Raw genomic sequence first — 10730 nt, forward strand, 5'->3', positions numbered from 1 at the left:
AAAGCGCGCGCAGCCTTGCGGGCTGCGCGCGCTATTGTTGCGCAGTGAAAAGATGCGACGCGGATCAGCGCAGCGCGTCGATCACCTTTTCGAGCTTGATCGCGTCCGCTGCGAACACGCGGATGCCTTCCGAGAGCTTTTCGGTCGCCATCGCGTCTTCGTTGACGAGGAAGCGGAACGACGGCTCATCCGTCGGCACGCGCGCGATCTCGGCGTTCTTGCTGGCTTCCGGCGACAGCTTGCGCTCGATCTTGTCGGTGCTGTCGTGCAGCTTTTGCAGCAGATCGGGGCTGATCGTCAGCAGATCGCAGCCCGCCAGTTCGGTGATCTGGCTCGTCGTGCGGAAGCTCGCGCCCATCACTTCCGTTGGGTAGCCGAACTTCTTGTAGTACGCATAGATGCGGCGCACCGACTGCACGCCCGGATCGTTTGCGCCGCCGTCGCGCGCCTCGTCCCAGTTGCTGCCGGCGCTCTTCTTGTACCAGTCGTAGATGCGGCCGACGAACGGCGAGATCAGCTGCGCGCCCGCTTCCGCGCACGCGACCGCTTGCGGCAGCGAGAAGAGCAGCGTCATGTTGCACTTGACGCCTTCCTTCTGCAGCACCTCGGCCGCGCGGATGCCTTCCCACGTCGACGCGAGCTTGATCAGCACGCGCTCGCGGCCGATGCCTCGCGCTTCGTACATCTTGATGAGCTCATGCGCCTTGTCGATCGACGCTTTCGTGTCGAACGACAGGCGTGCGTCGACTTCCGTCGACACGCGGCCCGGGACGATCTTCAGGATTTCGGTGCCGAAGGCGATCAACAGGTGGTCGATGATTGCGCTGACGGGCTTCGACGCGTGGTCGCGTACCGTCTTTTCGAGCAGCGGCTTGTATTCGTCCTTCTGCACGGCCTTCAGGACCAGCGACGGGTTCGTCGTCGCGTCCTGCGGCTTGTATTGCGCGAGTTGCTGGAAGTCGCCGGTATCCGCGACGACCTTGGTGTATTGCTTGAGTTGATCGAGTGCAGTAGTCATGTCGAGCCTTCGCTTCGGGGCGCACGCGCGCCAAGGTCCAGGGAAATGATGACGCCGCGCGAGGTCGCCGACAGCACGCTAACGGCCACGCATGAGCGCGTCACCGGCAGTGTCCACGCCGCAAGCCGGAAATGTTACCGTGGAACGCCGCCCGATACTTCTATTCTATGGCGGATTGGGTGATGCTGGTTTGACAGGTACGCCTCCTCCGTCCGTTCGCGCCATAGGCCTAGGCGCTTTCCGCCTTTGGAGCTGGCTGTCCTCAGCGCCGCGTGGTCGTTCGCGTTTCGCGCATCGCACGTGCCCTGTCATGTGCGCCGCGCGTTCAGCACGAATTGCGTGAGCAGGCCCGCGACGAGCCCCCAGAACGCCGAACCGATCGACAGCAGCGTGAGTCCCGAGGCCGTCACCATGAACGTGACGAGCGCGGCTTCACGCTGTCTCGCGTCGTGCATCGCGTTCGTGAGCCCGCTCATGATCGAGCCGAACAGCGCGAGCGCCGCGACCGACACCACGAGCGCTTTCGGCAGCGAGCCGAAGAGGGCCGCGATCGTCGCGCCGAAGATCCCTGCGATCAGATAGAACAGGCCGCACCAGACGGCCGCCATGTAGCGCTTCGAGCGGTCTTCGTGCGCCTCGCGGCCCGTGCAGATCGCGGCCGTGATTGCGGCGAGATTCACACCGTGCGAGCCGAACGGCGCGAGCAGCAGCGACGCGACGCCTGTCGTCGCGATCAGCGGCGCGGACGGTGTCTGGTAGCCATCGGCGCGCAGCACGGCGATACCGGGCACGTTCTGCGAAGCCATCGCCACCACGAACAGCGGAATGCCGATGCTGACGATTGCCGACAGCGAGAACGCGGGCGCAGTCAGCACGGGCACGGCGAACGCCACGCGGAAAGCGCTGAAGTCGAGCAGACCGAGCGCGCCTGCAACGGCCGTGCCGACCACGAGCGTCGCGGGGATCGCATAGCGCGTCGCAAAACGCTTGACCGCGAGGTAGGTGAAAAACATCGCGAGCACGAGCGCCGTCTGGAATTGCGCGGCGCGAAAAATCTCGATGCCGATCTCGAACAGGATGCCCGCCAGCAGCGCCGCCGCGATGCCCGCCGGAATCTTTTTCATCAGCGTATCGAACCAGCCCGTGAGGCCCACGATGGTCAGCAGCAGCGCGCAGACAATGAATGCGCCGATTGCTTCCGGATACGCGACGTGCGGCAGCGACGACACGAGCAGCGCCGCGCCCGGCGTCGACCACGCGATCACGATGGGCGCGCGAAAGCGCAGCGACAGTCCGATCGTGCACAGCGCCATGCCCATCGACAGCGCCCAGATCCACGAAGAAATCTGCGCATCGGTCAGATGCGCGGCGCGGCCGGCCTGGAACATCAGCACGAGCGAACTCGTGTAGCCCGTCATCATTGCGACGAAGCCGGCCACGAGCGCGGACAGCGACGTGTCGGTGAACGGCCTGAGCGGCGTGCGCGTGGCCGTGGAGAAATCGGGGGAAGAAGGGGTGGTCATCCTGCGTGTCTCTTGTGGTGTGTTCTGGTGGTGCGTTGTTGCGGTGTGTTATGGGTGATGCGTTGTGGTGGTGTGTTATGGCGGTGCGTTATAGGTGGTGCGTTGTTGCGGCGCCGTTGCCGTGCGGTGCGCAAACAAAGATTGAACGGGCGCAGTGTGCCCGCTATCGTCGCCACGCGTTCGGACGTCGAAGATCGGTGGAGTTTACTTGCTTAGCACGCGCATCGCGGTTTCGAGACCGGCGAGCGTGAGCGGGTACATCCGGTGGCCGAGCACTTCGCGGATCACCGAAACCGACTGCCGATATTCCCACAAGCCTTCAGGCTCGGGATTGAGCCATGCGTGATGCGGGAAATGATCGGCGATCCGGCGCAGCCACACGGCGCCCGCTTCGGCGTTGTTGTACTCGACGGAGCCGCCCGGCTGCAGCACCTCGTACGGGCTCATCGTCGCGTCGCCGACGAAGATCAGCTTGTAGTCGGGCGTGAACTTGTGAAGCATGTCCCACGTCGCGAGCCGCTCGACGTGCCGGCGGCGGTTGTTCTTCCACAGGAAGTCGTAGACGCAGCTGTGGAAGTAGTAGAACTCGAGGTGCTTGAACTCGGCCTTCGCGGCCGAGAACAGTTCTTCCGTGCGCTTGATGTGATCGTCCATCGATCCGCCGACGTCGAGCAGCATCAGCACCTTCACGTTGTTGTGCCGCTCAGGCACCATCTTCAGGTCGAGCCAGCCGGCGTTCGCGGCCGTGCTGCGGATCGTGTCGGGCAAGTCGAGCTCTTCGGCGGCACCTTCGCGCGCGAAGCGCCGCAGGCGGCGCAGCGCGACCTTGATATTGCGCGTGCCGATCTCGACCTGATCGTCGTAATCGCGATAGGCGCGCTGATCCCACACCTTGACGGCCGTCCGGTTGCCCGACGAGTCGCCGCCGATGCGAATGCCCTCCGGGTTGTAGCCCCCGTTGCCGAACGGCGAGGTGCCGCCCGTGCCGATCCATTTGCTGCCGCCTTCGTGACGGCCTTTCTGTTCGTCGAAGAGTTCTTTCAGGCGCCCCATCAGCTTGTCGAGGCCGCCCATCTTTTCGATCTGCGCCTTTTCTTCGGCGCTCAGGTCGCGTTGCAGCTTTTTCTTCAGCCAGTCGAGAGGAACGTCGAACGCGAGATCGGACTTCTGCGCGACGCCGTTGAAATACGCGCCGAACGCCTGATCGAACTTGTCGAAGTACTGCTCGTCCTTCACGAGCGTCATGCGCGCGAGGTAGTAGAACTCGTCCAGCGACGGCTGGATCACGCTTTCCTTCAGCGCTTCGAGCAGCGTCAGGTATTCCTTCACGGAAACGGGCAGCTTCGCGGCGCGCAGCGTGTAGAAAAAATCGATCAGCATGCCGTCGTCTCCGGGCTTTCCGCGCCGATGCGTCTATCAGCGGTTATTGCGGTTCATGAACACGAGCCGCTCGAAGAGGCTCACGTCCTGCTCGTTCTTCAGCAGCGCGCCGTGCAGCGGCGGCACGATCTGCTTCTGGTCCTTCGAGCGCAGCGCTTCGGGCGGAATGTCTTCGGCGAGCAGCAGCTTCAGCCAGTCGAGCAGCTCGGACGTGGAGGGCTTCTTCTTCAGGCCCGACACGTTGCGCAATTCGAAGAAGCTTTCCATCGCAGCGCGCAGCAGGTCCTGCTTGATGCCGGGATAGTGGACTTCGACGATTTGCTGCATCGTCGCGGGATCGGGGAACTTGATGTAGTGGAAGAAGCAGCGGCGCAGAAATGCGTCGGGCAACTCCTTCTCGTTGTTCGACGTGATGATGACGAGCGGACGGTGCTGCGCCTTCACGAGCTCGCGCGTCTCGTACACGTAGAACTCCATGCGGTCGAGCTCGCGCAACAGATCGTTCGGAAACTCGATGTCGGCCTTGTCGACTTCGTCGATCAGCAACACCGCCTGTTGGTCCGACTCGAACGCCTGCCACAGCACGCCCTTGACGATGTAGTTGCGGATGTCCTTCACGCGCTCGTCGCCGAGCTGCGAATCGCGCAGACGCGAGACGGCGTCGTATTCGTACAGGCCCTGTTGCGCCTTCGTCGTGGACTTGATGTGCCACTGCAGAAGCGGCATGCCGAGGGCAGCAGCGACTTCCTCCGCCAGCATGGTCTTGCCCGTGCCCGGCTCGCCCTTGATAAGCAGTGGGCGCTTGAGCGTCATCGCGGCATTGACCGCGAGCTTGAGATCGTCGGTGGCGACGTATTGCGATGAGCCTTCGAAACGCATGACTGGACGCCCGTTCGGGAAAAATTCCAGTATAAGTCAGAAGCCCTGTTGCGCTGAATCGCGCTCCAGTATGGTGTCAGCCGCGTCGCACGGGGCGCAGAACGCGTGCCCCGACGTTCGGACGAGCGGCGTAAGGTGTCGTGCGGGGTGCGGTGCAATGCTCGAAAAAGCGGCGGATGTGTGGTCGGGGCGCGCGGGAATTGGCAGTTGAAACCTGTCGTACAGCCTACGCGGGCTGCCTATTCGACCTGCGACAATGTGCCGCGCACCGGCGCGCGTCAAATGCGCTAAGGCGCCTGAGCCGTGCGCTGCGCGCCGCTCGCTGCGGCGCTTTGGCGGCAAAGGGTGAGGGCTCCCGCCCGGTGGACGCCCGGCGCGGCGTCGCGGTACAATTGGGCCGATTTTTTTGGCCTGCGTGGCAACCCGACAAGTAAAACGGCGCAGGCCGTCGCCTTTTCGGGCGCCCGTTTCCCCTCAAGCCAGGTTAGAAGAGCTATGAACAAATTCGTCGGCAAACATGTCGTGATCGCAGCGATGTCGGTGCTCGCGGGCTTAGCGTCAACTGTGCAGGCAGCGGATATCGTCGGCAATGCCAAGGCGGGCCAGGGCAAGGTCGCGATGTGTATCGGCTGTCACGGTATTCCTGACTATCGTACGGCGTACCCCGAGGTGTATCGGGTGCCGATGCTGGGCGGCCAGAATCAGACGTACCTCGAAAACGCGCTGCACGCGTACAAGAAGGGCGATCGCCATTTCGAAACGATGCACGCTGTCGCGACGTCGCTGTCCGATCAGGACATCGCGGACATCGCCGCGTACTACGCGTCGCAGACTTCCTCTTCGAAGAACAATCCCGACAAGTGATCATCGTCCCGACCAAGGCGGCTCATTTGCTCGTCCGGTTCGCGGGTCGCAATCAGATTGCATGGGACGGAAGTAAGCGCTAAAGCGCCCCCGTCGACACAGGAGAATTCATGAAGAAGCACCCACACGCACTTCATACCGTGGTCAAGGCGGCATGCGCGACGCTTGCGCTGGCCGGTTTCGTCGTCGCTTCGAATGCGGCGCGCGCGGCGGATGCCGGCAACGGCAAGGTGCTCGCGGAGAGCCACAATTGCGCGGCTTGCCACGGCCCGAACCTGAACAAGCCGGTGAGCCCCGAATATCCGAAGCTCGCGGGCCAGCATGCCGACTATATCTACTGGGCGCTGCGCCAGTATCAGATGGGCAACGGCAATCCGCATCTCGGCCGCAACAACGCGATCATGCAGGCGCAGGTGCAAAGCCTGTCGCAGAACGACATGAAAGATCTCGCGGCCTACATCGAATCGCTGAATGGCGATCTCGTGCAGAAGAAGTAATCGGCACGACATCTGCTGACGGTTCGCGACAAACACAAACACCCCGCATACGCGGGGTGTTTGCTTTGGTGCGACGGACGTCGCGCGTGACGGATGCGACGCGTGCGCGTCAGGTGTTCAATCGCGCGACGCGCGGCGCTCGATACGCTGCAGATACGCGTCCGTATCGGGCGGCGTGTTCGTGCGCTGCGCTTCCCAGATCGTTTCGCCAAGGCACTCCATGATTGCGTGCTGCGCGTCGTGTGTCGACCCGAGGCGCGCGGCGAGGCGGTCGTGCGCGGCGCGGATGCCGGGCGGCTGATCGATCGACAGTTGCTCACTGATGGCGAGATGCATCGACAGATGCAGGAACGGATTGGTCTGGCCGCGCTCGGGCGAATAGTCCTGTGCCGATGCGGCGTCGGGGTCGGCGAGATCGGCGTGATATTCGGGGTGCTCGACGATCCAGTCGGCGGCGATCGCTTCGAGCGGCGTCAGGATTTCACCCGCGCGCTGCTTGCGCCAGGTGTCAGTGAAAAAACGGCGGACTTCGTCGCGGCTGGGATTGAACATCGATGGACTTCGGGCGGTGAGAGCGAGTGGAGCCGGATACGGCGACGCGCGCATTGCAGGCCGTCGACGACGGACCGCGCACGCAGGCGCTTATTTTACGCTGCGACCGTGCTGCCCGCTGATGGGCGGCTCGAGGAGGCACGGCGGGACGGGGTTGCAGCGAAATACGCTCGCTGTGGATACGAAAGAGGTGCAAAAGCTCAAAGATCGGGCGGCGGCGTCTTCTGCTTGAACTCGCACAGCGGCTCGATTACGCAGTGCCAGCACTCCGGCCGACGCGCCTTGCACACATACCGCCCGTGCAGAATCAGCCAATGATGCGCGTCGTGTCTGAATTCGGCCGGTGTGAACTTTTCCAGCGCCAGCTCGACGGCGCGCACGTCCTTGCCGGGCGCAAGCCCCGTTCGATTGGCAACACGAAAGATGTGCGTATCGACGGCGATCGTCGCATGGCCGAACGCCGTGTTCAGAATGACGTTCGCCGTCTTGCGGCCGACGCCCGGCAAACTCTCCAGCGCTTCGCGGTCCTCCGGCACTTCGCCGCCGTACTGATCAAGCAGGATGCGGCACGTCGCGATCACGTTCTTCGCTTTCGTGCGATAGAGGCCGATCGTCTTGATGTAACCGGCGACGCCTTCCTCGCCCAGGTCGAGTACTTTCTGCGGCGTATTGGCGACGGGAAACATCCGGCGCATCGCCTTGTTCACCGATACATCCGTTGCTTGCGCGGACAACATCACGGCAATCAGCAACTCGAATGGCGTCGAGTATTCGAGCTCTGTCGTCGGATGCGGATTCAGGCTCTGAAGCGTCTCGTAGATCGCGCGTCGTTTGTTCGTATTCATTCGGCGAGGTCAGGGCTTTTCAGGATGATCGTTGTCCGGCTTGGGTGCCGATTCGGAGTTGCCCTGCGCAATGCCAAGCCGACGACGACGCGCTTCAGCTTCATCGATCTGCGCCTGTGTTTCGGCGCTCACGTTCGTCGTGTTCTGCGGCCCCAGGCCTTGCGCTGCGTTTTCTTCCTTCTTCTTGCGCGCGCGTTCGAGCGCGGCCTGGATGATCGCGCGTTTTTTCGCTTCGGCGTCGTCGGCGGGGGCGCGCGCAGGTGTTGGCGCGGCCGTGGCTTGCGTCGTTGCAGCCGACGCTTCTGTTGGGCGCGGGCCAACGGTCGGCGCTGGCGATTCAGCGACAGCCGCTGCACTCGACGCGCGCCTTGCCGCAGCGCGCGCTTCGGCGGCATCGCGTTCGGCGGCGAGGCGCGCCTGGCGACGGTCGTGGCGTGCGCGGGCGGCGTCGGCCTGTTGCTGCGTCCACGCGTCCCAGCCCGTCTTGTCGCCGGTGACGGGGATCATCGCGATGCAATCGACGGGACAGGGCGGCACGCACAGGTCGCAGCCCGTGCACAGTTCGGCGACCATCGTATGCATCTGCTTTGGCGCGCCGACGATGGCATCGACGGGACACGCCTGCATGCACAGCGTGCACCCGATGCACAGGTTCTCGTCGATGAATGCGACAGGGCGCGGGCGCTCGACGCCGTTCTCGGGATTAATGGGGATCACCGGCTTGCCGAGCAATGCGGCAAGCCGTGCGACACCTTCGGCGCCGCCTGGCGGGCACTGGTTGTAGTTCGCTTTGCCGTCCGCGATCGCTTCGGCGTAAGCGCGGCAGTCCGGATAGCTGCACTTCGTGCACTGCGTCTGCGGCAATAAATCTTCGATGCGGTCGGCGAGTGTTTGGGAATGTGTCACGGTCAAGACGCGGGGACTTCGTGGGGCTTGCTGTCGCCGATTGCTCGCATTGCTGTCACGCGCGCTCCGATGGGTGCGACTTCAACGGTGCGACCGCATCCAGCTCAGAAACTCGCGCTGAAATTCAGGCAATGGCGAGCATAGATCGTGCGCGAACCGCGTTAATGTTCTCAATAAAGTTCTCAAAAATGAGAGCGTCGCGGCGAGTGCAATCGGCAATCGGTCAAAAGCACATTATCGCCGATTTCCCCAGTTGTTATTACTGAAGCATGTGCCATAATCAAAACGCTTTTTAGTATGACCGCAGGAGGGTGTTCCACCAACCAGCCCGCGCAGCGCCGCCGTTGCAAGGCCATGCAAGAGGACGGCGGGCGATCCGGATAACGCGGCTCACAAAGCACATGCCACCATGAATCAGCCGAAAATCAAAAGAGATCCTGAAGGCACCCGTCGCCGCATTCTGCTCGCGGCGGCCGAAGAGTTTGCGAATGGTGGGTTGTTCGGCGCGCGCGTCGATCAGATTGCCCGCCGCGCGGAGACCAATGAACGCATGCTGTACTACTACTTCGGTAGCAAGGAGCAGCTATTCACGGCAGTTCTCGAGCACGCATTCAGCGCGCTCACGGAAGCCGAGCGCACATTGGATCTCGCAGGCGTTGCGCCGGTCGAAGCCGTGACGCGTCTTGCGCATTTCGTGTGGGACTACTATCGCGACCATCCCGAGTTGCTGAGACTCGTGAACAACGAGAATCTGCACGAGGCGCGCTATATGCAGAAGTCCACGCGCATCCGTGAAATGATTTCGCCGATCGTCGCCACGCTGGGCTCGATTCTTGAACGCGGACAGCGCGCGGGGCTCTTTCGCACCAACGTCGATCCGCTGCGCTTTTACGTGACGCTCTCAGGCATGGGCTACTACATTGTGTCGAATCGCTTCACGCTCGAAGCGACGCTCGGCCGCGACTTCAGCACCGCCGGCGAGCGCAGCGAAGTCGTTCAGATGAATACCGAGATCCTGCTCGCGTATCTGATGCGGCGTTAAGCTCCGTCCCAACGAAAAACGGCCTCGTGAGAGGCCGTTTTGCTATTTGCTGCATCCCGCCAATCGGCGCAATGCAGGTGAACCCATCGCGTCAGGCTTCGATGTGCTCTTCCGTCTTGCGCGCGCTCCTGGCGCCGTGCTCGAGGATGAAGTCGCGCAACTGCGGATAGATGATCGTGCGCCAGCGGCGGCCCGAGAAAATGCCGTAGTGTCCGCACTTTTCCGCGGTGAAGTGGCGGCGGTTCTTCTCGGGAATGCCTGTGCACAGATCGTGCGCGGCGCGCGTCTGGCCGTCGCCCGAGATGTCGTCGAGCTCGCCTTCGATCGTGAAGAGGGCCGTCTTCCGGATGTCCTGCGGACGCACCGGTTCGCCGTCCACGACCCACGTGCCTTCGGCAAGACGGAATTCCTGGAACACGATTCTGATCGTCTGCAGATAGTACTCGGCGGCCATGTCGAGCACCGCGTTGTATTCGTCGTAGAAACTGCGGTGCGCTTCGGCATCTTCTTCATCGCCGCGCAGAAGGCTCTGATAGAAGTCCCAGTGCGACGCCGCGTGGCGTTCCGGATTCATCGCGACAAAGCCGGTGTGCTGCAGAAAGCCCGGGTACACCTTGCGGCCGAAGCCCGGATAGTTCGAAGGCACGTTATAGATCACGTTGTTCTCGAACCATTCATACGAATGCTGGGTCGCAAGCGAATTGACGGACGTGGGACTCTTGCGAGCATCGATCGGGCCACCCATCATCGTCATCGTGCGCGGCGTGTCTTCGCCGCGGCTCGCCATCAGCGAGATGGCGGCGAGCACGGGCACCGTTGGCTGGCACACCGAGATCACGTGCAGGTTCTTCGCGCCGATGTGGTGGATGAATTCCTGGATGTACGCGATGTAAGTGTCCAGATCGAACGAGCCGTCTTCGAGCGGCACCATGCGCGCGTCGATCCAGTCCGTGATGTACACCTTGTGGTCCTGCAGCAGCGTGCGCACGGTGTCGCGCAGCAGCGTCGAATGGTGGCCCGACAGCGGCGCGCACACCAGCACGACGGGCTCTTCCTTGAGTTGCGTGACGGCGTCGCTGTCGTCGGAATAGCGCTTGAAGCGCAGCAGACGGCAGAACGGCTTTTCGACGATCGTCTGTTCGACGATGGGAATGTTGCGGCCGTCCTTGACGATCTGATGCAGGTTGAACTCGGGCTTTTCGTAATCCTTGCCGAGGCGGTACA

General features: G+C 62.7%; 11 protein-coding genes. 3 read left to right on the plus strand and 8 right to left on the minus strand.

What is annotated here, in order from left to right; translation table 11 throughout:
- Positions 1–64: 64 nt before the first annotated feature.
- From tal to GCT13_RS11825, 4 genes are all read right to left on the minus strand, one after another.
- A complete protein-coding gene (gene tal, locus GCT13_RS11810; RefSeq protein WP_152758062.1) occupies positions 65–1018 on the minus strand; it encodes a transaldolase in 954 nt (317 codons plus the stop codon).
- A 308-nt stretch (positions 1019–1326) separates the two neighbouring features.
- Positions 1327–2541, minus strand: a complete 1215-nt coding sequence (locus GCT13_RS11815) for a benzoate/H(+) symporter BenE family transporter (protein ID WP_152758064.1) — start codon at positions 2539–2541, stop codon at positions 1327–1329.
- A 204-nt stretch (positions 2542–2745) separates the two neighbouring features.
- Positions 2746–3921 carry a vWA domain-containing protein gene (locus GCT13_RS11820; protein ID WP_152758066.1) on the minus strand — a complete coding sequence of 392 codons (1176 nt, stop codon included), beginning with the start codon at positions 3919–3921 and terminating at the stop codon, positions 2746–2748.
- Between the two features lie 36 nt (positions 3922–3957).
- Positions 3958–4800 carry an AAA family ATPase gene (locus GCT13_RS11825; RefSeq protein ID WP_152758068.1) on the minus strand — a complete coding sequence of 281 codons (843 nt, stop codon included), beginning with the start codon at positions 4798–4800 and terminating at the stop codon, positions 3958–3960.
- 495 nt (positions 4801–5295) lie between these two features.
- Here GCT13_RS11825 and GCT13_RS11830 point away from each other — a divergent pair, with 495 nt between their 5' ends.
- A complete protein-coding gene (locus GCT13_RS11830; RefSeq protein WP_087734498.1) occupies positions 5296–5664 on the plus strand; it encodes a c-type cytochrome in 369 nt (122 codons plus the stop codon).
- A gap of 110 nt (positions 5665–5774) precedes the next feature.
- Positions 5775–6161 (plus strand): c-type cytochrome, encoded by a 387-nt coding sequence (locus tag GCT13_RS11835; RefSeq protein ID WP_152758070.1) that lies wholly within the window; start codon positions 5775–5777, stop codon positions 6159–6161.
- 117 nt (positions 6162–6278) lie between these two features.
- Here the strand turns inward: GCT13_RS11835 and GCT13_RS11840 are convergent, their stop codons facing one another.
- The 3 genes from GCT13_RS11840 to rsxB form a co-directional block, all read right to left on the minus strand.
- Complete coding sequence (locus tag GCT13_RS11840; RefSeq protein WP_087734500.1) at positions 6279–6713, minus strand: DUF1841 family protein; 435 nt, start codon at positions 6711–6713, stop codon at positions 6279–6281.
- Between the two features lie 200 nt (positions 6714–6913).
- A complete protein-coding gene (nth, locus tag GCT13_RS11845; protein WP_152758072.1) occupies positions 6914–7558 on the minus strand; it encodes an endonuclease III in 645 nt (214 codons plus the stop codon).
- A gap of 9 nt (positions 7559–7567) precedes the next feature.
- The gene (gene rsxB / locus GCT13_RS11850; RefSeq protein ID WP_321574295.1) at positions 7568–8464 is read right to left on the minus strand and encodes an electron transport complex subunit RsxB; all 897 of its coding nucleotides are present in this window, start codon (positions 8462–8464) and stop codon (positions 7568–7570) included.
- Positions 8465–8873: 409 nt separating this feature from the next.
- On the opposite strand from rsxB, the gene GCT13_RS11855 reads away from it, so the two are divergent.
- Positions 8874–9506: a TetR/AcrR family transcriptional regulator gene (locus GCT13_RS11855; RefSeq protein WP_152758076.1), complete on the plus strand. Its 633-nt coding sequence runs from the start codon at positions 8874–8876 to the stop codon at positions 9504–9506.
- A gap of 91 nt (positions 9507–9597) precedes the next feature.
- Here the strand turns inward: GCT13_RS11855 and GCT13_RS11860 are convergent.
- A partial coding sequence (locus GCT13_RS11860; protein ID WP_152758078.1) for a polyhydroxyalkanoate depolymerase occupies positions 9598–10730 on the minus strand: 1133 nt, incomplete at its 5' end.

Origin of the sequence: Paraburkholderia franconis (genome assembly GCF_009362735.1) — a bacterium.
Lineage (GTDB): Bacteria > Pseudomonadota > Gammaproteobacteria > Burkholderiales > Burkholderiaceae > Paraburkholderia > Paraburkholderia franconis.

What these genes read in the sequence shown, in the direction of transcription:
- tal (WP_152758062.1), bottom strand. Translation starts at nt 1,018, where the DNA reads ATGACTACTGCACTCGATCAACTCAAGCAATACACCAAGGTCGTCGCG.
- GCT13_RS11815 (WP_152758064.1), bottom strand. Translation starts at nt 2,541, where the DNA reads ATGACCACCCCTTCTTCCCCCGATTTCTCCACGGCCACGCGCACGCCG.
- GCT13_RS11820 (WP_152758066.1), bottom strand. Translation starts at nt 3,921, where the DNA reads ATGCTGATCGATTTTTTCTACACGCTGCGCGCCGCGAAGCTGCCCGTT.
- GCT13_RS11825 (WP_152758068.1), bottom strand. Translation starts at nt 4,800, where the DNA reads ATGCGTTTCGAAGGCTCATCGCAATACGTCGCCACCGACGATCTCAAG.
- GCT13_RS11830 (WP_087734498.1), top strand. Translation starts at nt 5,296, where the DNA reads ATGAACAAATTCGTCGGCAAACATGTCGTGATCGCAGCGATGTCGGTG.
- GCT13_RS11835 (WP_152758070.1), top strand. Translation starts at nt 5,775, where the DNA reads ATGAAGAAGCACCCACACGCACTTCATACCGTGGTCAAGGCGGCATGC.
- GCT13_RS11840 (WP_087734500.1), bottom strand. Translation starts at nt 6,713, where the DNA reads ATGTTCAATCCCAGCCGCGACGAAGTCCGCCGTTTTTTCACTGACACC.
- nth (WP_152758072.1), bottom strand. Translation starts at nt 7,558, where the DNA reads ATGAATACGAACAAACGACGCGCGATCTACGAGACGCTTCAGAGCCTG.
- GCT13_RS11855 (WP_152758076.1), top strand. Translation starts at nt 8,874, where the DNA reads ATGAATCAGCCGAAAATCAAAAGAGATCCTGAAGGCACCCGTCGCCGC.